Source organism: Xanthomonas melonis (assembly GCF_020783655.1).
In the GTDB taxonomy this organism is placed as follows: domain Bacteria; phylum Pseudomonadota; class Gammaproteobacteria; order Xanthomonadales; family Xanthomonadaceae; genus Xanthomonas; species Xanthomonas melonis.
This window is the reverse complement of sequence record NZ_JAJGQH010000018.1, coordinates 25066-44400: the sequence shown is the minus strand read 5'-3', so window position 1 is coordinate 44400 and position 19335 is coordinate 25066. Positions and strand designations below refer to the sequence as shown.

The following is a 19335-nucleotide window of genomic DNA, read 5'->3' as shown; positions in this document are numbered from 1 at the left end:
CATTCGGGATTGGGGATTGGCAAAGGCAAAACCCGTTCTTGCGAATCACGAATTCCGAATCTCCAATCCCGAATCCCCAACCTGCAAGGAGACATGGATGTCGAACGATGAACGGCGCGAGCCACCCAGCCTGTATCTGACCCCGGCACACGGCGATGTCTGGCGCGAGGGCGATGTACTGGTCTGCACGCCGGGCGCCAACCTGCCGCCGCGCTGCGTCAAGTGCAATGCGCCAGCGGATCTGCCGCCGCGGCGCTATATCTTTCACTGGCACCATCCGGTGATCTACGCCTCCCTGCTGCTGGGGGTGCTGCCGTATCTGATCCTGGCGATCGCCCTGCGCAAGCGCAGCGCGCATGTGCTCACCTTGTGCAGTCGGCACGAGCGCCGCCGCGTGCGCTACGTCGCCGTGGCGCTGGCCTCGGTGCTGGCGCTGCTGGTCTGCGGCCTGTCGCTGGACAGCGACTTCCGCTGGGTGATCGGCAGCGCGGTGATGGCGGCCATGCTGCTGGTGGGCCGGCTGGGGTCGCGGGTGCTGTCGCCGCGATCGGTCGGTCACTGGCAGGCCCGCTATCTCGGGGCCTGCGATGCGTTTCTGCACGCGTTGCCACCGCCCCCACCGGACGCACGGCGCCGCGACTGATCGCGCTGGCCGCGCATGTCTCGGCAATGGATGGCCTGCACGGTTCCTCTCGCACCTGCATGCGCACGACGGCGGTTCCGGTGCCAGGGTGAAAGCAGCGCGGCGACCGAGTGCATAGTCGCGTGCGGGCGTCCCGACGGCGACCGCCGCCAGCCTCGGGCCGCTCCCGCCGGGGAGCGGCTGTGCGGTCAAGGCATGCGGTCGTCCGGCGCCAGCGGATCGGCGGCGGGCGTCGGCCCTACCGCCACCAGCGGTCCACGCGGCGACTGCTGCGGCAGGCCCTCGTGCACCGGCTCGCCGCGTGCGGCGCGTAGCGCGTTGGCATAGCAATGCTGGGCCGACAGCAGGTCGCCGGCAGCAGCAAACCCGTGTCCCAGCTCTTCCCAGGCCTCGCTACCGGCGCCATTGGCGAGTGCGCGATGCAGGAATTCCTCGGCCTGCGACCATTGTTGCTGGTGGCGCGCCAGGCGTGCCAGCGTCAGCAGCAAGCCCGGGCTATCCGGAAACTGGGCCAGCCAGCGCTGCGCACTGGCGCGGCGCGAATCGTATTTCTCCAGTGGCAGCACGCCGTACAGACGTATCAACGCTTCGTCCCACTGCGCATCCAGCGCCTGCTCCAGGCTGTGCACGGCGGCATCGTCCCAGTGCAGCACGGCGGCGCGCTGCGCATAGGCGGCCACGACGGCGGGATAGGTCCGCAGCGCCTTGGGCAATGCTTCCCAGCGTTCGGCCAGCGCGTTGGCATCGCCGGCCTGCAGCAGGGTCTGCTCGGCCAAGGTGGCTTCCAGCGCGGCGTATGCCTCCGGTGCCAGCACCGCCTGCTGGCGCAGGGCACCGAGCTGGCCATAGGCCTCGTCGGCGCGCCCGATCTGCGCCAGCGCATGCGTGCGCAGTAACAGGCCACGGGCCGGAAGCGGCTGCGCGGCGGCGCTATCGAGCGCATTGATGGCCTCCACCGGGTGCTGGTGGGCTAGGTGACGCTCGCCCTGCAACAGTGCATGCGCGGTGGGGTCGCGCTCTGCCAGCCGCTGCGCCAGCGCATCGGCCGAGGCCGCGTCGCCGCGCGCATCGGCCACCCGCACCGCGCTGGCCAGCGCGATGCCGCTGACTTCCTCGTCCTCGCTGGCGTTGACCAGCAGCCGCTCGGCGCGTTGCCACTGGCCATGATCGGCGGCGCGCAGGCCTTCGATCAGGCGTGCACGGCCCTTCTTGCGCCGGTACTTGCCCCAGACGCGAAACGGCAGGCTGACCAGGGTCCACAGCAGCCACAGCACCAGCAGTGCGATGACCAGGATCAACACCGCCTGCGGCATGGCGGCGCGGTAGTCGTTGCCGCCGATGCTGACCGCCACGTTGCCCAGGTCGTAGCTGTTCTGGTGCGACAACCATTGCGCACCGAGGACACCCAGGGCCACGGCAACCAGCAGGATCAGGACGGTACGCAATACTTTCATTGGGTGGATCTCCCTTCACGCATGGCCTGCAATTGCAGCAGGGTGGTGCCCAGCTCCGGCAGGCGCGGACGCAGTGGCGCTTGTTGCAGCGTGCGCAGGCGTGCACGCACTTGGCCACGCTGCGGTGAGTCGGGCCATAGCCGTACGGTCCAGCTATCGACACGGCGCAATGCCTGCGCCAAGCCGTCGGCATCGCCGCGTTCGGCAGCCGCGCGGGCCAGGCTGATCTCGACCTGCAAGGCGTCGGCTGCGGCGTGACGTTCGCTGCCGGTGAGCAGGGTCTGGCCGCGGCTGGGACGGATGTCCACCAGCGGCGCCAGCGCCTTCTGCCACCATGGGCGTGCGGCGTCGCCGGGCTGGGCGGCACGTTCGGGCAGCCGCTGCAGATCGCCGGCCAGCCGGTCCAAGGCCTGGCCCACCTGGGCCTGCGGGCCGGCGCCGAGGCGATCGAGCGCATCGCGCTCCTGCACCAGCGCCTGGCGCAGGTTGAGATAGCCCGGATCGTCGATGCCGTTGAGCGCGCCATTGGCCAAGGCGTAGGCGCGTCGCGCGCCGTCGGCGTCGCCGGCCACGCTCAGCCGCTGCTGGCCCAGCCGCAACAGCAATTCCACTTCGTCCAATCGCAGCGCCTGCGCGCCGTGGCGATTGGGGTCGGCCAGTTTCTGCACGGTGTCTTCGAGCAAGGCACTACGCTGGCTCAGGCCCAACATTTCATCGCGCAGGACACGATTGGTGGCCGCCGCGTCCTGCAGGCGTTCATTGGCCAGGCGCTGATCGCGTCGCAGCGTTTCCAACAGCTGTTGCGTGCCGTCCCAACGCTGTTGCTGCGCCTGCGCGGCCTGCACCTGCGCCGCCTGGTACCCCTGCCATGCGCGCCAGCCGAAAAACAGTGCCGCGGCCACGGCCGCTGCCGCGACTGCGAGCAGCAGCCAGACCCAGGGAACGCGTCGCGCAGGAGCGGACATTTCGGTCATTCGGACATCCTCGAGCGGTCACGATCGGCGCAAGCGCCGCAGTCATCCAGTACAGCATGGCGTGCCGCAGCGGACACCCGCAAGCTGTGCTCGAGTTCGTAGTTCAGCAAGGTCGCGGTGGTGTCACGACCGCTGCCGCAGCGGCGGCCAGCTGCATCGGCAGCGGTCCTGGCGCGCGCGTCACCTGATGGAAGCCCGCTGCCTGCGCCGCTGCCAGCATGCGTTCGCTGGAGGCCACCACGGGGCGTTGCCGCCATGCATCGAGCACCGCATCGGGCAACTGCTGCACGATCAGCGCCAGCGCCTGCGCACTGCTCAGGGCCAGCACGCTGCGCGGAAGTGCCTCCACCAGCGCCTGCATCGCCGAGCGGCGCAGTGGCAGGGCCACGCGCCGGTAGACGTCGGCGCGCAGAATGCATGCGCCGCGTTGTTCCAGCGCCGGTGCCAGCATGCCGCGCCCGCCTGGGGCCGTGATCAGCCCCACCGCCTGCAATGGCGCGCGGAGCAGGGGCAAGTCCAGCAAGCCCTCGCTGTCCATGCGTTGCGGACACACCACCTCATCGACCCCGCAAGCCTGCAAGGCACGCGCAGTGCCCTCACCGACGCTGACCCAGTGCGTCTGCGCCGGTGGTCGTAGCGGCGCGAGCCGATGCGCGGCCTGCACCGCCGCCGGGCTGGTGAACACCACGATCGGTGCCTGCAGTGCCAGCTGCAGCGCAGCGTGGGCCTGCTCGGTGTCGTCGGTCTGCAGCCGCCAGGGCGAGAGCGCCAGCACGCGGCCGCCATACCGCGCTGCGGCACGCCGCAGTGGCGCATGCTCCCCGCTGGGTCGCAGCGAGATCAGGGTCCAGGGATCGGAGGCAACGCGGGTCATGCCGCGATTATGCGAGAGCCACAACGCCGTGGTGCGATAGCGGGGGCGGGCACGGCGCGTGGGGCGATCCGGGGGCATGGCTGCCGCGTGGTACGCGAGGTCGCCAGGGCAGCCCGGTCCGGATAGCTCATTTTTGAGACTTGCACCTCATTCTGTCCCCTCTTGCAAACGCCTCCAATCCCGCCACGATCCGCCACTCCCAACCGAGCTGGAGTGGCGCCGTGATCAAGTCGTATCTCATCAACATGCAGCGCAGCGGCGACCGGCTGCAGGCGATGTCGGCACGGTTCCAGGCGTTGGGCCTGCCGTTCGAGCGCCTGCCCGCCGTCGACGGCGCGACCCTGACGCCCGAGCAGATCGCCGACTTCGTTCGCGAGCGCCCGCTGGAAGGCTCCGGCGATGCTTACAGTTCCGGGCCGCGTCGATGGACGGCCTCCAACATCGGCTGCTTTCTGAGCCACTACGCGGCATGGCGCGTTGCGGCCGACTCGCAGGACGCCTACACCGCCATCTTCGAGGACGACATGCACCTGTCCGACGCGCTGCCCTGCTTGCTGCGCGATACCGCTTGGCTGCCGGCGGGCAACAGCATCGTGCGCCTGGAGCCCTCGTACAACCGGATCAAGCTGGATGCCCAGGTGACCGAGATCGCCGGACGCCGGCTGCATCCGGTACATCCGTCGCCGCATCAGCATTGCTGGCCGGTGTGCGCCGGCGCGCTGATCGTCAGCCGCGATGCGGCACGGCTGCTGCTGGCAGCCGAGGCGCGCTGGCATACCATGGCCGATATCTTCCTGTTCGGCTGGAACGAATCGCCGGTCGCGCATCGACTGGCCACCTATCAGCTCTCGCCGGCTGCCTGTATCCAGGACAAGTTCTTCCATGCGGCGCCGGAGCAGATCGTGTTCGCCAGCACTATCGATGCGCCGTTGACACAGGCGCAACGACAGCGCAGTGCGCACTGGAAAGCCAAGGCCACCGCGTTGCTGCGCGTCGCACAGGGCTATCGCAAAGTGCAGTTCGCTCCCTGACCTCGTACCGGCCGCCGCGCGGCGGCTGCAAGGGGCGATGCGGCGGTGGCCGGCATGCTGCCTCCATGCATGCCGGCACTCGCGTGGTCGACCGCGCTGCTGCCAACGGCAGCCGAAGTGATGGATGCCTGCGGTGCCCACCGCTGCAATCCCATACGCGTTCACCATGCGGTACCGCATGTCGTGTCGTCGCACAAGACGCTCGCCGGACATTGCGGCATGATGCCGCCCTTCGCCGTCTTCCAGCCGTTGCCGATGACCTCTTCGTGCTCGCTCGCATCCGCCCTGCAGTCGCTGCAGCAGCAGTTCATCGCCATGCCGCCGGTCCAGTCGATGGGCATCGCCGTCGATGGCCTGCACGACGGCGCGCTGCGCCTGCGCGCGCCGCTGCAGGCCAACGTCAACGACAAGGCCAATGCCTTCGGCGGCAGCCTGGCCTCGCTGATGACGCTGGCCGGCTGGGGCTGGTTGACCCTGCAACTGCAGCTGGCAGGGCACGATGCCGATGTCTATGTCGCCGACAGCCAGTTGCGCTATGTCGCACCGGTGTACGAAGACCTGGTGGCCGACGCGGCCCCCTCGGAGCTGGGTGGATGGGAGGCGTTCCTGGCCACCTTCCGCCAGCGTGGCAAGGCGCGCATCGGCATGCGTGCGCAGATCGCGCTGGGGTCGGGCACTGCCGCGGCGACCCTGAGCGGACGCTTCGTGGCGTTTCCGAAGCGGTAGGATGCGGTCTGAATCGGGGGGAATGCAGATGCGGGCAGTCATTGGAGCGGTGGTCCTGCTGGGGCTGGCGATGTTGAGCGGGGCGGCCACCGCCGGCAGCCGGGCGCAGGCGCGCGCGCTGGAAACCACCCAGGCCGCCTATACCGCCGCCGTGCGCTGGAGCGATTTCGATGCCGCGCAAGGCTTCGTCGAACCGGCCTACGCGCAGGCCCATCCGCTCAGCGACCTGGAGCGCTCGCGCTACGAGCAGATCCAGATTTCCGGTTATCGCGAGCTGCGCGTGGGCGAAGACCCGGCCGGGGACCTGCGCCGGGAAGTCGAACTGCGCGTGATCAATCGCAATACCCAGGCCGAACGGCTGGTGCGCAGCGTCGAGATCTGGCGCTGGGACGCCGAGCGCAAACGCTGGTGGCTGGCCAGCGGCCTGCCGGATCTGTGGAAAGGCCAGTAGCCGGCGATACGCCGCGCTGGCCGTCGCGTGCGCCAGCTGTGCGACAATTCCCGCCCGCTCGACTGACCCTGATCCCGTGAATTTCGAAGAGCTGCAGGCCTTTGTCGGCCGCAACCCCATGCTGTCGCTTGCCCTGGTGGGCCTGACCATTGCCCTGATCGTCACCGAGGTCGCGCGCCTGTTCCGCGGCTACCGCGCGCTCAAGCCGGCCGAGCTGACCCGGCTGATCAACAGCGAAAATGCACTGGTGATCGATCTGTCGCCCGCTGCCGATTTCGAGAAAGGCCATATCGCCGGCAGCCGCAACGTGGCGTTGGCCAAGTTCGACCCGGCCGGCAAGCTGCTTGCCAACGCCAAGGCATCGCCGGTGGTAGTGGTGTGCCGCAGCGGCAACGCCTCTGCAGGCGCCGCCAAGACACTGAAGAAGGCCGGCTTCGAGCAGGTGTACTGGCTCGAAGGCGGCGTCGCCGCCTGGCAGATGGCCGAGCTGCCTCTGATCAAGGGCCGTTGATCCGCCTTGTGCGGCGCTTCCAAGCCCCCATTGCTTGCGTGAGAGACTCGCGCTTTCACGTCTGCATCACCCAACGCTGCATCCACCGAACCGTTTTCTGGAGTTAGGAATGTCCGACGAAATCCTCAACGGCGCCGCCGCGCCGGCCGACACCGCTGCTGGCCCCGCCTTCACCATCGAAAAGATCTACGTCAAGGACGTTTCCTTCGAATCGCCCAACGCCCCGGCCGTGTTCAACGATGCCAACCAGCCCGAGCTGCAGTTGAACCTCAACCAGAAGGTTCAGCGCCTGAACGACAACGCCTTCGAAGTCGTGCTGGCCGTGACCCTGACCTGCACCGCAGGCGGCAAGACGGCCTATGTGGCCGAAGTGCAGCAGGCTGGCGTGTTCGGCCTGGTCGGCCTGGAGCCGCAGGCGATCGACGTGCTGCTCGGCACCCAGTGCCCGAACATCCTGTTCCCGTACGTGCGTACCCTGGTCAGCGACCTGATCCAGGCTGGCGGCTTCCCGCCGTTCTACCTGCAGCCGATCAACTTCGAAGCCCTGTACGCAGAAACCCTGCGTCAGCGTTCGCAGGGCGAAGGCACCTCGCTGGCCGATTCCGAGCCGGCCGGCAACGCCTGAGCTGCGTTGCGCCGATGAGCGATTCGACCTACAAGATCGCCGTTCTCGGCGCCGGTTCCTGGGGCACGGCCTTGGCCGCGCTTCTTGCCAGACACGGTCATCGGACCGTGCTCTGGGGACGCGATGCGACGATGGTGGACGCCATCGACCGTCGCCACGAGAACGTGCGCTATCTGCCCGGCATTGCCTTGCCGGAGAATCTGCGTGCCACCACCGATCTGCAGTCGGCCATTGCCGATGCGCAGTGGATCCTGGTCGTGGTGCCGTCGCATGCCTTCACCGAGACCATCCGGGTGATCGCACCGTTGCGTCCGGCCGGCGCGGGCGTGGCCTGGGCGACCAAGGGCTTCGAACCGGGTTCCGGACGTTTCCTGCATGAAGTGGCGCGCGATCTGCTTGGCCCCGGCGTTCCGCTGGCCGTGGTGACCGGGCCGTCCTTCGCCAAGGAAGTCACGCTCGGCCTGCCGACCGCCATCACCGTGCATGGCGACGATGCCGCCTTCGCGCAGACTGTGGCCGATGCCATGCATGGCCCGACCTTTCGCGCCTATACCGGCGACGACATGGTGGGCGCCGAACTCGGCGGTGCGATGAAGAACGTGCTGGCCGTGGCCACCGGCGTGGCCGATGGCATGCAGCTCGGTCTCAATGCCCGTGCCGGGCTGATCACCCGTGGCCTGAACGAGATGCTGCGCCTGGCAGCCGTGATCGGCGCACGTCCCGAGACCTTGATGGGGTTGGCCGGGCTGGGCGATCTGGTGCTGACCTGTACCGGCGATCTGTCGCGCAACCGCCGGCTGGGCCTGGCATTGGGGCGCGGGCAGAGCTTGACCGATGCGATCCGCGAGATCGGCCAGGTGGTCGAGTCGGTGCAGACGGCCGACGAAGTCATGCGCCAGGCCGAACAGCACGGCATCGAGCTGCCGATCTCCAACGCCGTACGTGCGGTCCTGCATGGGGAAATCACCCCGGAAGCCGGATTGAAGGGCCTGCTGGCGCGCGAGCGCAAGCCCGAGTATCCGCACACCCTGTTCACCTGATCGTCGGCACGCCGATCCGAGGCGACAGCACAACCCGAACCAGACGCCCGGCATCGCCGGGCGTTGTGTTTAGCGATTGCGGTAAGCCTTGTGGCGGCGCAGGTATTGGCCAGGCAACGGCATCGCCCTGCATATCGCCGGGCTGCCTGCCGACTCGGCCGCGAACGTATCACTCCTTGCCTGCCTGCAGATAATCCGGCGCTACCAGATGCAGAGCGTCCAGCAGCGCATGCCGGCATTGCCACGGTGCGCTGTGGCCGCACGGCGTGTCGGCGAACATCCGGTGGGCGCGAGCCGGTCAACACGCGGCGGCACATGTGCCCGCCCGATCGCGCAAAAGAAAGAAGCCCGGTCGGGGGACCGGGCTTCCGATGCGGCGCGGGAGAGAGTCGCGCCGCAGTCAAACGTGCGGTTTACCAGCTGAAACGCGGGCCGACCGACCATTCCTTGTTGCCGTCGCCATCCATGCGGATGTCGCCGTTGATGCCCCAGTTCTGGTTCAACTTCACCTGGGCGCCGAGGCGGCCGTAGAAGTTGTCGCCGATGTCGATGCCGCGCTTCTTCGAGAAGTCTTCGTAGCCAGCCAGGGCGTAGACTTCGAAGTGTTCGCCGAACGCATTACGCAGGCCCGCTTCCACGCTGTAGCCGTCGAAATTGACGTTGGGGGTGTCCAGATCCAGCTTGCGGTAGGCAACGCGTGCCAGGAAGTCGGTGCTGGTGGCGATCTCGTAGTTGAAGCCCACGCCCACGCCCCACTGCTGGAAGTCGGAGTTGGAGCTTTCGAACACGCTGTTGTTGTCGTCGGCGTTCTGCTTGCTGTAGTCGCCGAACACATGGAAGTTCGGTGCGAACGCGTACGAGGCCTTCAGACCCCAGCCGTCGGCATCGCGACCTTCGGTCGGCGTGCGCACGTAGTCGCCTTCGACGAAGTTGTAGGAGATGTTTTCAGCAGCGGAGGCCGCAAACGGCAGGGCGGCGAGGAGGCCGAGGGCCAGCAGGGAATTCTTCATGATCAATACCTGTACTTATTGGTTTGGGCCGGCGCTGAGGCGAATGCCGTTCGCTGCCGAGATGTAAATTCTCCGTTATGCGATGGAACGCGACATGAATTCTGGACTGACCAGTCGATGAATCATCGCACCAGATTCAGCTGCGCTTTCTTGTGTTTCGCGTCGGTGCGACGAGCGCATACGTAAAGCGTGATGACGTATCGGTTATCGAGCGACGATGTGCCATTGCGAGGAATGTCGCGATGCGCGTTCGACGATGCTCAAGAGCACATCGCGCTGACGGCGACGCTGGGAGCATTGGTTCCATCGCACAATCCGGAGTTGCCTCGTGGCAAAGAAGAAGACATTGGCCCGGTTTCTGGCCGAAACACTGGAAAGCGCTGGTGTCGAGCGTATCTGGGGCGTGACCGGCGACAGCCTCAATGGGCTGACCGATGCCTTGCGCGAGATGCAGACGATCGAATGGATGCACGTGCGTCACGAGGAGGTGGCCGCCTTTGCCGCAGGCGCCGAAGCGGCGGTGACCGGCCGGCTGGCGGTGTGTGCAGGCAGTTGCGGGCCGGGCAATCTGCATCTGATCAACGGTCTGTTCGACTGTCACCGCAGCCGTCAACCGGTATTGGCGATCGCTGCGCACATTCCGTCTTCGGAGATCGGCCTGAGCTACTTCCAGGAGACCCATCCGCAGGAGCTGTTTCGCGAGTGCAGCCATTTCGTCGAGTTGGTGACCAATCCGGCGCAGTTGCCGGAAGTGCTGCATCGCGCGATGCGCACGGCGATCCTGCAGCAGGGGGTGGCGGTGGTGGTGATTCCCGGCGACATCGCGCTGCTGGAGGTGGACAAGCAGTTGTCCAGCGCGTGGCCGGCCCTGCGTGCGCCGCGCGTGCTGCCAGCGGCCGAAGACGTGCAGCAACTGGCCGAGCTGCTGCAGCAGAGCAAGGCCGTCACCTTGTTGTGCGGCAGCGGCTGCGCGGGTGCGCACGATGCGGTGGTGGCGTTGGCCGATACGCTGGGTGCGCCAATCGTGCATGCGCTGCGCGGCAAGGAGCACGTGGAATGGGAAAACCCGTTCGATGTGGGCATGACCGGCTTGATCGGTTTCAGCTCCGGCTACCACGCCATGCTCAACTGCGACACGTTGATCATGCTGGGCACGGACTTTCCGTATCGTCAGTTCTATCCGAAGGACGCGACCATCGTGCAGGTGGATCGCGATCCGGGCGCGCTGGGACGGCGCACGCCTTTGCAGCTGGGGATCGCCGCCGATGTGGGCGAGACCATTGCGGCACTGCTGCCGCAGCTGCAGCGTCGCGAGGATCGCAGCTTCCTGGAGAAGTCGCTCGCGCACTATCGCAGCGCGCGCGAGGGGCTGGACGATCTGGCGGTGCCCGCCGATCCCGGCGAGCCGTTGCACCCGCAGTTCGTGACGCGGCTGATCAGTGAGATCGCGGATCAGGATGCGGTGTTCACCTGCGACGTCGGCACGCCCACGGTGTGGGCCGCACGCTATCTGCGCATGAATGGTCAGCGTCGCCTGCTGGGCTCGTTCAACCATGGTTCGATGGCCAACGCCATGCCGCAGGCGCTGGGGGCGCAGGCGGCATTTCCCGGGCGCCAGGTGATCGCGTTGGCGGGCGATGGTGGATTTGCGATGCTGATGGGTGACTTCATCTCCCTGGCCCAGCTCGATCTGCCGGTGAAAGTGGTGGTCTTCAACAATGCCTCGTTGGGATTCGTGGCAATGGAGATGAAGGCCGCGGGCTACCTGGATACCGGCACCGAGCTGCGTAACCCCGACTTCGCCGCGATGAGCAATGCGATGGGCATCCTGGGTCTGCGCGTGGACGAGTCGGCGCAGCTGGAACGCGCCTTGCGGCAAGCATTCGCGCATTCCGGGCCAGCATTGGTGGATGTGCGAGTGGCCACCCAGGAGCTGGTGGTGCCTCCGGCGATCAAGGCCGAGCAGGCCAAGGGCATGGGGCTGTATCTGCTCAAGGCGGTGATGAGCGGACGTGGCAACGAGGTGATCGATCTGCTGAAAACCAACTTCCGCTGAGCGGGCGTCCACTCTCTGTCGCATCGCACGACCACTGCGGATCTCGTCATGCCTCGTTCGCTGCTGCAGCAATTGCTGTTGATCTGGGTGGTCATCGTGGCTGCCTGCCTGGGCGTGGCCACGATGCTGTACGGCCTGTATCGGCAGACCGAAGGCGTACGGCTGGACGAGGCGCGCCAGCAATTGAGCACGCAATGCGCGCGGATCGTACAGCGCTATGCCGGCGCCAGCGAAGCCGCGCGTAGCGGCGACAATGGCGCCGGGCTGGCCGCGGTTGTGGTGCAGCTGGTGCTGGCCGATGCACCCGGCGTGGAGGGCGGGGTATGGAGCGTGAAGAAAGGCTTCATTGCCTATGCGTATCCGACCTATGACGGCAGCGATCACAAGACCGATATCCCGGCGGCCGAATGGGCCACCATCGTGGCGACCGCGCGACAGAGTGCGAGCGGTGGCAAGCCGGCGCAGTTTCGCCGCGATGGTCGCCGCGAGGTGGTGCTGATCAATGCCTGCCCCCTGGCGAGCGGTGCTGCCGCCTGGACCATGACGCGGGTGCCGGCCAGCAGTTCGGATGCATGGCGCCCGCTGGTAGTGGGCATGGTGCTGATCTTTGCGATGGTGGCGATCTCGGCGATGACGCTCGGCGTGGTGGTGCGGCGCTGGAGCCAGCGCCTGCAGCGTATCGGGCAGGCGCTGGCGGCCGACTCCGAACTGCCGCAGATTCCGATCACCGGAGCGCCGGAGCTCGATCGGCTGGGCGCAGCGGTCAACGACTATGCGCAGCGCAACGCCCAGGCACTGGCGCAGACCCGCACGCTGGCCACTGAGCTGGCTCGACACGAACGCCTGGCCGCACTCGGGCGCATGACCGCGACCGTCGCCCACGAAATCCGCAACCCGATTGCCACCATGCGCCTGGCGGTGGAGAACGAAATCGCGCGCCGCGCTGCCTCCACCGAGGATGCGGCGTATGCCGAGCTGATGCTCGGGCAGATCCGGCGCCTGGACGGGGTCGTCGAAAGCCTGCTCGGCATGGTGCAGCCGATCCGCCTGTCCCTGGAGACGGTGCCCGTACAGGACTGGCTGACCGATCTGCTGGAGACGGCGCAGTTTCCGCACGATGCGCATCGACTGCAGCTGCAATTGCCATCGGCGCCATTGCAGTGGCGGCTCGATCGGCAGCAACTCGGGCGTGCGGTGCACAACCTGGTACGCAACGCGCTGCAGCATGCCGACCCGCAGACGCCGGTGACCTTGCACGCCTTCGAGCACGAAGGTGCGCTGCAGCTGCAGGTACGCAATCGCGGCGCACCCATTCCCGCACCCATCGCCGCACAGCTGTTCGAACCCTTCGTCAGCGGCCGCAGCGACGGCAATGGCCTGGGCCTGGCGTTGGTGCGCGAGATCGTCCGCGCGCATGGCGGGCAGGTGCAATATCGCCATGCCGATGGCGTGACCTCCTTCAATGTGGAGCTGCCATGGCGCGCATCCTGATCATCGATGACGACGCGGCGTTTCTGGCGACCCTGCAGGCCACGCTACGCTCGCTCGGGCACGAGGCAGTCACCGCGAGCGATGGTGCGCAGGGGCTTGCGCAACTGCGTAGCGGCGGTATCGACCTGGCGTTCGTGGATTTCCGCATGCCCGGCATGGATGGCATCGAGGTGTTGCGCGCGCATGTGGGCGATGCCGCAGCGCGGCCGGTGCCGCTGGTGATGCTGACCGCGCACGTGTCCAGCGGCAACACCATCGAAGCGATGACGCTGGGCGCGTTCGATCACCTGGTCAAGCCGGTGGGGCGCGCCGATATCGTCGATGTGGTCGAGCGCGCCCTGCTGAGCGGTGCGGATGTCGCAGCCGAGGCTGCGCCGGTGGGCTTGTCTGAGGAAGACGGCGCCCTGGTCGGGCATAGTCCGGCGATGCGCACCGTGCACAAACGCATCGGGCTGGCGGCGGCTTCCGATCTGCCGGTGCTGATCACCGGCGAGACCGGCACCGGCAAGGAGCTGGCCGCGCGTGCCCTGCATCGTGCCAGTGCGCGCGCAAGCGCGGCCTTCGTCGCCGTCAATTGCGCTGCGATCCCGCTGGAACTGATGGAAAGCGAATTGTTCGGCCATCGCAAGGGCGCCTTCTCCGGTGCCATCGGCGACCGTCTCGGGCTGATTCGCGAAGCCGACGGCGGCACCCTGTTTCTGGACGAGATCGGCGACATGCCGCTGCCGATGCAGGCCAAACTGCTGCGCTTTCTGCAGGAAGGCGAGGTAACCCCGTTGGGTGGGCGCGGCGCGCAGAAGGTGGATGTGCGCGTGCTGGCGGCGACCCATCGCGATCTGGCGGCCTGGGTGGCTGCCGGGCAGTTCCGCAGCGACCTGCGTTATCGCTTGAACGTGGTGCCGATCGAGTTGCCGCCGTTGCGCGAGCGCGGGCAGGACATCGTGTTGCTGGCGCAGCACTTCCTGCGCAGCGGGCAGGGCAGTGCGCGCACGCTGTCGGCCCCTGCACAGGCGCGCCTGCTCGCGCATCCCTGGCCCGGTAATGTGCGCGAATTGCGCAACGTGATGCAGCGTTGCCAGGTGCTGGTACGCGGGCACGGCATCGAGGCGGAGGATCTGGACGAGGCGCTGGGGCAGGCCATGCCGCTGCACATCGCGCCACCCCTGCCGGACACCAGTCTTCCCGAAGCGGTGGCGCGGCTGGAACGGCAGATGATCCAGCAGGCATTGACGAGCAGCCACGGCAATCGCGCCGAGGCCGCGCGTCGGCTGGGCATTCATCGGCAATTGCTGTATCGCAAGCTCGATGAGTATGGGCTGCAGTAGCGCCGCAATGCGAAGCGGGTCCGCGGCGGTGAGCGAATCGCACACCGGGCAGTTGGCAGCGGTGTCTGCAAAGCGGACAGCGGTGGATGAACTGCAGACGTCTGCCGGCCGCTCGCCTGCCGGGAATCCTTTCGGCACAAGGTTTGGGCGGTTGGCACGATTGCTGCGATGTGCTCATTGCGGGCGGCGCTCCTGCCGCCCTGGAGATCACTCATGATGCGTCAGACCGCACTTGCCCTCGCCTTGGCCTGCGGCGTGGCCACCGCCGCCGCGCAGGTTCCTCCACCGCCTGCACCGCCGACCGCCGCGCGGGCGCCGGCCGGCATGCCGCCACCGCCGCCCCCGATGCCGCCTGCACCGCCCGCACCGGTAGCCGCCACCCCGGTGCAGCTCACCGGCACCGTGGAGCGCTTCATGCTCAATCCCAACGGTGAGGTGGATGGCCTGTGGTTGCGCGACGGCACCCAGGTCGGGTTCGCGCCGCATCTGTCCGCCGATCTGCTGGCCGCGGTGCGACGAGGCGATGCAGTGACCGTGCAGGGCTATCGCCTGGGCGGGCTGCCGGTGGTGCGGGCCAGCAGCATCCGCTCCACGCGCAGCAAGCGCGAGGTGGTGGATCGTCCGCCCATGGCCGACGGCGTGCCGCCGGCACCCCCTGCGCCCCCCGCACCCCCGGCACCGCCCGCGTTGACGCCGCTGGAGGCACAGGGCCGCATCGAGCGGCTGGTCTACGGCCCGGGTGGCGAGGCCAATGGCGCGTTGCTGAGCGATGGCACGGTGGTGCGGATGCCGCCGCACCTGGCGCTGCAGTTCGCCGACCTGTTGCGTATCGGCGCGCCCCTGAGCGTGCGCGGCTTCGGGGTGGCCAATGGTGCCGGGCGTTCGATCGAGGCCACTCGACTGGGCCGCGACCGCGCTTCGCAGCGTGACTTGTTCAGCTCTCCGCGCCCGGATGGTCCGCTGCCGCCGCCGGTGCCGCCGGTGCCGCCGGCTGCGCCGCCGCCGCGCTGACCGGGGAGCCGTGGCCAGCCGCCACGGTGACAGGCCCGTTCGGACCTTCGCTCACGCCCGCCGTCGCCATGCCCAAGGCTGGTGGCGGACGCGGCTCGCCGGCACTGGCCGGTCCTACCTTGTTGGAGCTCACCATGCATTGGGTCGATCCTGATTTCCTTCCTGAAACGCGCGGCACACTGGCGCGTTTTCTGCTCAATCCCAAGGCCGATATCGACGGCCTGCTGCTGACCGACGGTACCGAGGTGCACACCCCGCCGCATCTGTCGGCGGCCCTGCGCAAGGCGCTCAAGCCGGGGAGTGCGCTCACCGTGCGTGGCCTCAAACCGCGCGACGTCGACATGCTGGTGGCAGTGGCGATCGATCCGGAGGGCGGCAAGCGCATCCTCGATAAGGGCCCGCATGCGCCGCATGCCAAGGCCAGACCCAAACCGCCTGCCGGCAAACCGCCCAAGTCGCGGCACGTTCGGCACAGCGGCAGCATTACCCGGTTGCTGCATGGCCCGCATGGTCAGGTGCATGGCGTACTGCTCGACGACGAGGTCACGGTGCGGTTTCCGCCGCATGCCGGTGCCGACTTCGCCAAGCAGCTGGTGGTCGGCAGGCCGTTGGTGGCCGAAGGCGAAACCCAGGCCACGCCGCACGGTGTGCTGATCCATGCCCATGCGCTGGGTGGCAAGGCGGCCACGCTGAAGCAACTGGCGCATGGTCCTGCGCATCGACCCGGGCCCAGGCACTAGGAGCGGTCATGCAGCTGCCCTGCGTGCTTGCGCGGTTCGCTCCCGGGTCTGCGACGCGTGCCGGCCTGTCCGATGGCGATGCATCGTGCAGGGGAGTTCGGCGATGCGGGTGACCAAGGGCAGGCCGCGCGGCACGCGCGCACTGGAAGCGCTGCATTTCAGTGTGGCCGACGTGCAGGACGGGTTGGGGCCGTTTCTCAGCGTGTTCCTGCAGTCCAGGGGATGGTCGGTGGCGGCGATCGGCACGGTGATGAGCGTGGGTGGCATCGCCGGCATGCTCGCCACCACACCGGCCGGTGCGCTGGTCGATGCCACCCGGCGCAAGCGTGCGGTGGTGGTGATCGGGTGCATGGCAATTCTGTTCGCCACCGCAGCGATCTGGCTGCGGCCGACCTCGTCCGGCATGGTCGCCGCGCAAATCGCCTCGGCGCTCGCTGCCGCCGGCATCGGCCCGGCGCTGATCGGCATCACGCTGGGGCTGGTGCACGCACGTGGGTTCGACCATCAACTGGCACGCAATCAGGTTGCCAATCATGCCGGCAACATGCTGGCTGCGCTGCTGGCCGGCTGGTTGGGATGGCGCTACGGATTTGGTGCGGTGTTCGTGCTGACCGCGGTGTTCGGTGCGTTGGCGGTGGCGGCGGCGCTGGCGATTCCAGCCAGCGCCATCGACGATCGCGCCGCGCGCGGCCTTCGCCATGACGAAGGTCGCGCTATGCCGGGCGGCTGGCGGGTACTGCTGACCTGCCGCCCCTTGGCGCTGCTGGCTCTCACGCTGGGGCTGTTCCATCTGGGCAATGCCGCCATGTTGCCGCTGTACGGCCTGGCGATCGTGGCTGCGCATGCCGGCGATCCCAGTGCACTGACCGCCACCACCATCGTGGTCGCGCAGGCCACGATGGTGGTGGTGGCCTTGCTGGCCATGCGTTGGATCCGGATACACGGGCATTGGTGGGTGTTGTTGGTGGCCTTCCTGGCCTTGCCGCTGCGCGCGCTGGTGGCGGCGTCGGTGATCCAGGGCTGGGGTGTGTTTCCGGTGCAGGTGCTGGACGGGCTCGGGGCCGGCTTGCAAAGCGTGGTGGTGCCGGCGCTGGTGGCGCGCCTGCTGCATGGCACCGGCCGGGTCAATGTCGGCCAGGGTGCGGTGATGACGGTGCAGGGAATCGGCGCGGCGCTGAGCCCGGCGCTCGGTGGCTGGTTGGCGCACGCGTTCGGCTACCGCGCCGCGTTCCTGTCGCTGGGCGCGATCGCCTTGCTGGCGGTGGCGTTATGGGCGGGCTGCCGCGGCGTGGTGCAGGCGGCCATCGGTCTGGAGTCGGCAACGCGAGACGCGGGCGTACTTCGCGGTGGAAGATCGCGAGCTGTGGCCGATGCCTGATCAGAATGGGGCGAGGGTGAGATTGGTCAGCGTCTTCCCAGTGTTGGTCGCATGCCACGGGCATGCGGCACCAGCGGAAAGCGACTGCGGGGGGCGGCGACAAGTACTACGCGCTGCACTGCCACAGTGGACAGTCTTCAGATCTGACGCGTGAGTGGCCGCGCGCGGCGGGCAATGCACCCGGAGCGGTGCGGCGCACGAGGGAAAGTGAGTCCGGTCGTGCCGTTCGGGGAAGTTGTCGCAGGCCGCGGCTATTGGCCGCCGGCGAAGTTCCACTGCCGCCAGGCTTCGAACACCATCACCGCGACAGTGTTGGACAGATTGAGGCTGCGGTTGTCCGGGCGCATCGGCAGGCGTAGCCGGTGCTCGGGCGCAATCGACTCCAGGACCTCGGCCGGCAGGCCGCGTGTTTCAGGGCCGAACAGGAACGCATCGCCATCGGCGAACCGCGGGGTGTCGTAGCGCACCGTGCTGCGCGTGCTCAGCGCGAAGACGCGACGTGGCGCGATCGTTGCCAATGCGGTGGGCAGATCGGCGTGCACCTGCAGTTGGGCATATTCGTGGTAATCCAGACCGGCGCGCTTGAGCTGCTTGTCGCTGAGGTCGAAGCCGAGCGGCTCGATCAGGTGCAGGCGCGCGCCGGTATTGGCGCACAAGCGAATCACGTTGCCCGTATTGGGCGGAATTTCCGGTTGGAACAGGATGACATCGAGAACGGGCGCTGACATGCGCGCAAGTGTAGCGGCGCGCGTGGCTCAGAGGCTTGCGGCGGCGCTGATCAGCGCTTCCAGTTCGACCGGCGAGGGCTGCAGCTGCGGGACCGGCAGCTTCACGATGACCTCGCCCACCAGCGCGCCGATCACAGCGGCGGCCTGGCGCGAAGCTGCCTGTGCGGTTGCGGCGGCGCTGTGGACGATGCTCTCGGCCCGCTGCTCGGCCGACGGACGGACCTGCACCGCTGCCAGAGTGACCACGCGCGGGCCGGCCAGTTCGGCGGCCAGCGCGGCCAGCTGCTCGGCGGAAGGCCGCACCTGCACGGCGGCGAGGGTCCGGATGTCGCTGTTGCGCTCCAGCGTCTGCTGGGCGATCTGGTCCGCGGACGGGCGCACCTGCACGGTGTCCAGCGTGGTCAGGGTGCCGGCATGTGCAAAGCCGGCCAGGGAGGAACCGGCGATCAGGGCGGCGGAGAGGGCGAGGCGCAGGGTCTGGGTGTTCATGGCGGGTCTCTTGGTGTGGGTGATCAGTGGTGTGGTAGTAAGGTAGTACACCGTTTCGGTATGTGCAAGAACTTTCGTCGCGTCCTGATGATTGTTCAGCTAAAAGTCATTTTCGGCGAAGGGGTCTGGACGCAGTGAAATCAGAGCAAGCCGTGTGCCAATCACATGTGACTGTTTTATAAGGGTATTTTGTGCTTTGCTTGGTGTCCGCGTCCGGACACGCGGACATGTGTGCGGCAACGGACACGCCACATCGCCCGCAACGCCACGCGTTCCGGCGGGTGCGTGCGGACTGAATGCGGTGTGTCGGCAAGGCAGACTGGCGTGCCTGACTGCCACTGGACTGCGGCACAATCCGGCTTTGCCCTCAGGTGTGAAGACGTATGCGCGTGCTGATGCTGTCCGTTCTGGTTGCCACGACTGCCGCCGCCTGTACCTGGGTGCCGATCGAACAAAGCGGCAAGACGGTGCGGGTTCTCCCCGCAGGCCCCGCCCCGGCGGGCTGTCAGCAGCAGGGCGAGGTGGTGGTATCGGTCAAGAGCAAGGTCGGCTTCTACAACCGTAATCCGCTGCGCGTGCAGGAGGAACTGGAAACCCTGGCGCGCAACGAGGCACCGGGGGCCAACGCCAATGCCGTACAGGCCCAGGGCCAGCCGGCCGAGGGCAGCCAGCGTTTCACCGCCTTCCGCTGCCCGCCGCGCTGAACCGTTGGGCTGGGCAGGCGGCGATTCAATTGTAAAGATGCGGTAAAACCGGCCAGCAGCTAGACTAGCGCCCC

20 protein-coding genes are annotated in these 19335 nt (G+C 67.7%); 14 read left to right on the top strand and 6 right to left on the bottom strand.

Annotated features, from left to right (window positions below; all coding sequences use genetic code 11):
• Positions 1-97: 97 nt before the first annotated feature.
• On the top strand, positions 98-643 hold the full coding sequence (locus LL964_RS17345) for a hypothetical protein (protein WP_167395424.1): 546 nt from the start codon (positions 98-100) through the stop codon (positions 641-643).
• Between the two features lie 188 nt (positions 644-831).
• On the opposite strand, the gene LL964_RS17340 is transcribed toward LL964_RS17345, so the two are convergent.
• From LL964_RS17340 to LL964_RS17330, 3 genes are all read right to left on the bottom strand, one after another.
• Positions 832-2097 (bottom strand): heme biosynthesis protein HemY, encoded by a 1266-nt coding sequence (locus LL964_RS17340; protein ID WP_104588526.1) that lies wholly within the window; start codon positions 2095-2097, stop codon positions 832-834.
• Positions 2094-3071: a uroporphyrinogen-III C-methyltransferase gene (locus LL964_RS17335; RefSeq protein ID WP_104588527.1), complete on the bottom strand. Its 978-nt coding sequence runs from the start codon at positions 3069-3071 to the stop codon at positions 2094-2096. Before LL964_RS17335 ends, LL964_RS17340 begins: the two co-directional genes overlap by 4 nt.
• 103 nt (positions 3072-3174) lie before the next feature.
• Positions 3175-3945: a uroporphyrinogen-III synthase gene (locus tag LL964_RS17330; RefSeq protein WP_104588528.1), complete on the bottom strand. Its 771-nt coding sequence runs from the start codon at positions 3943-3945 to the stop codon at positions 3175-3177.
• Between the two features lie 221 nt (positions 3946-4166).
• On the opposite strand from LL964_RS17330, the gene LL964_RS17325 reads away from it, so the two are divergent.
• The 6 genes from LL964_RS17325 to LL964_RS17300 all read left to right on the top strand — a co-directional run bounded on the left by LL964_RS17325 (position 4167) and on the right by LL964_RS17300 (position 8329).
• Positions 4167-4976 carry a glycosyltransferase family 25 protein gene (locus tag LL964_RS17325; RefSeq protein WP_104588529.1) on the top strand — a complete coding sequence of 270 codons (810 nt, stop codon included), beginning with the start codon at positions 4167-4169 and terminating at the stop codon, positions 4974-4976.
• A gap of 255 nt (positions 4977-5231) precedes the next feature.
• The gene (locus tag LL964_RS17320) at positions 5232-5702 is read left to right on the top strand and encodes a YiiD C-terminal domain-containing protein (RefSeq protein ID WP_167395427.1); all 471 of its coding nucleotides are present in this window, start codon (positions 5232-5234) and stop codon (positions 5700-5702) included.
• 28 nt (positions 5703-5730) lie between these two features.
• Positions 5731-6153: a hypothetical protein gene (locus LL964_RS17315; RefSeq protein WP_104588574.1), complete on the top strand. Its 423-nt coding sequence runs from the start codon at positions 5731-5733 to the stop codon at positions 6151-6153.
• Between the two features lie 76 nt (positions 6154-6229).
• Positions 6230-6664 (top strand): rhodanese-like domain-containing protein, encoded by a 435-nt coding sequence (locus LL964_RS17310; protein ID WP_104588530.1) that lies wholly within the window; start codon positions 6230-6232, stop codon positions 6662-6664.
• 109 nt (positions 6665-6773) lie between these two features.
• Positions 6774-7289 (top strand): protein-export chaperone SecB, encoded by a 516-nt coding sequence (secB, locus tag LL964_RS17305; RefSeq protein WP_104588531.1) that lies wholly within the window; start codon positions 6774-6776, stop codon positions 7287-7289.
• Positions 7290-7303: 14 nt separating this feature from the next.
• Positions 7304-8329: an NAD(P)H-dependent glycerol-3-phosphate dehydrogenase gene (locus LL964_RS17300; RefSeq protein ID WP_104588532.1), complete on the top strand. Its 1026-nt coding sequence runs from the start codon at positions 7304-7306 to the stop codon at positions 8327-8329.
• 413 nt (positions 8330-8742) lie between these two features.
• Here the strand turns inward: LL964_RS17300 and LL964_RS17295 are convergent, their stop codons facing one another.
• On the bottom strand, positions 8743-9339 hold the full coding sequence (locus LL964_RS17295) for an OmpO family porin (protein ID WP_104588575.1): 597 nt from the start codon (positions 9337-9339) through the stop codon (positions 8743-8745).
• Positions 9340-9685: 346 nt separating this feature from the next.
• On the opposite strand from LL964_RS17295, the gene poxB reads away from it, so the two are divergent.
• From poxB to LL964_RS17265, 6 genes are all read left to right on the top strand, one after another.
• Positions 9686-11395 (top strand): ubiquinone-dependent pyruvate dehydrogenase, encoded by a 1710-nt coding sequence (gene poxB, locus LL964_RS17290; protein ID WP_208621483.1) that lies wholly within the window; start codon positions 9686-9688, stop codon positions 11393-11395.
• Positions 11396-11443: 48 nt separating this feature from the next.
• A complete protein-coding gene (locus LL964_RS17285) occupies positions 11444-12886 on the top strand; it encodes a sensor histidine kinase (RefSeq protein WP_104588534.1) in 1443 nt (480 codons plus the stop codon).
• Entirely contained in the window at positions 12871-14211 is a 1341-nt protein-coding gene (locus LL964_RS17280; protein WP_104588535.1) for a sigma-54-dependent transcriptional regulator, read from the top strand. Before LL964_RS17285 ends, LL964_RS17280 begins: the two co-directional genes overlap by 16 nt.
• A gap of 213 nt (positions 14212-14424) precedes the next feature.
• Positions 14425-15222, top strand: coding sequence for a hypothetical protein (locus LL964_RS17275; protein WP_104588536.1), 798 nt, complete (start codon positions 14425-14427; stop codon positions 15220-15222).
• Between the two features lie 134 nt (positions 15223-15356).
• On the top strand, positions 15357-15962 hold the full coding sequence (locus LL964_RS17270) for a hypothetical protein (protein WP_104588576.1): 606 nt from the start codon (positions 15357-15359) through the stop codon (positions 15960-15962).
• 103 nt (positions 15963-16065) lie between these two features.
• The gene (locus LL964_RS17265) at positions 16066-17340 is read left to right on the top strand and encodes an MFS transporter (protein WP_104588537.1); all 1275 of its coding nucleotides are present in this window, start codon (positions 16066-16068) and stop codon (positions 17338-17340) included.
• 251 nt (positions 17341-17591) lie between these two features.
• Here the strand turns inward: LL964_RS17265 and LL964_RS17260 are convergent, their stop codons facing one another.
• Positions 17592-18068 (bottom strand): tRNA (cytidine(34)-2'-O)-methyltransferase, encoded by a 477-nt coding sequence (locus tag LL964_RS17260; RefSeq protein ID WP_104588538.1) that lies wholly within the window; start codon positions 18066-18068, stop codon positions 17592-17594.
• Positions 18069-18095: 27 nt separating this feature from the next.
• On the bottom strand, positions 18096-18557 hold the full coding sequence (locus tag LL964_RS17255; RefSeq protein WP_104588539.1) for an XAC0231 family protein: 462 nt from the start codon (positions 18555-18557) through the stop codon (positions 18096-18098).
• A gap of 383 nt (positions 18558-18940) precedes the next feature.
• Here LL964_RS17255 and LL964_RS17250 point away from each other — a divergent pair, with 383 nt between their 5' ends.
• The gene (locus LL964_RS17250) at positions 18941-19261 is read left to right on the top strand and encodes a DUF4156 domain-containing protein (protein ID WP_104588540.1); all 321 of its coding nucleotides are present in this window, start codon (positions 18941-18943) and stop codon (positions 19259-19261) included.
• Positions 19262-19335 lie beyond the last annotated feature (74 nt).

Coding starts and splice junctions, on each gene's coding strand:
- LL964_RS17345 (WP_167395424.1), top strand. CDS start 98: ATGTCGAACGATGAACGGCGCGAGCCACCCAGCCTGTATCTGACCCCG.
- LL964_RS17340 (WP_104588526.1), bottom strand. CDS start 2,097: ATGAAAGTATTGCGTACCGTCCTGATCCTGCTGGTTGCCGTGGCCCTG.
- LL964_RS17335 (WP_104588527.1), bottom strand. CDS start 3,071: ATGACCGAAATGTCCGCTCCTGCGCGACGCGTTCCCTGGGTCTGGCTG.
- LL964_RS17330 (WP_104588528.1), bottom strand. CDS start 3,945: ATGACCCGCGTTGCCTCCGATCCCTGGACCCTGATCTCGCTGCGACCC.
- LL964_RS17320 (WP_167395427.1), top strand. CDS start 5,232: ATGACCTCTTCGTGCTCGCTCGCATCCGCCCTGCAGTCGCTGCAGCAG.
- LL964_RS17315 (WP_104588574.1), top strand. CDS start 5,731: ATGCGGGCAGTCATTGGAGCGGTGGTCCTGCTGGGGCTGGCGATGTTG.
- secB (WP_104588531.1), top strand. CDS start 6,774: ATGTCCGACGAAATCCTCAACGGCGCCGCCGCGCCGGCCGACACCGCT.
- LL964_RS17300 (WP_104588532.1), top strand. CDS start 7,304: ATGAGCGATTCGACCTACAAGATCGCCGTTCTCGGCGCCGGTTCCTGG.
- LL964_RS17295 (WP_104588575.1), bottom strand. CDS start 9,339: ATGAAGAATTCCCTGCTGGCCCTCGGCCTCCTCGCCGCCCTGCCGTTT.
- LL964_RS17285 (WP_104588534.1), top strand. CDS start 11,444: ATGCCTCGTTCGCTGCTGCAGCAATTGCTGTTGATCTGGGTGGTCATC.
- LL964_RS17280 (WP_104588535.1), top strand. CDS start 12,871: ATGGCGCGCATCCTGATCATCGATGACGACGCGGCGTTTCTGGCGACC.
- LL964_RS17275 (WP_104588536.1), top strand. CDS start 14,425: ATGATGCGTCAGACCGCACTTGCCCTCGCCTTGGCCTGCGGCGTGGCC.
- LL964_RS17270 (WP_104588576.1), top strand. CDS start 15,357: ATGCATTGGGTCGATCCTGATTTCCTTCCTGAAACGCGCGGCACACTG.
- LL964_RS17265 (WP_104588537.1), top strand. CDS start 16,066: ATGCGGGTGACCAAGGGCAGGCCGCGCGGCACGCGCGCACTGGAAGCG.
- LL964_RS17260 (WP_104588538.1), bottom strand. CDS start 18,068: ATGTCAGCGCCCGTTCTCGATGTCATCCTGTTCCAACCGGAAATTCCG.
- LL964_RS17255 (WP_104588539.1), bottom strand. CDS start 18,557: ATGAACACCCAGACCCTGCGCCTCGCCCTCTCCGCCGCCCTGATCGCC.
- LL964_RS17250 (WP_104588540.1), top strand. CDS start 18,941: ATGCGCGTGCTGATGCTGTCCGTTCTGGTTGCCACGACTGCCGCCGCC.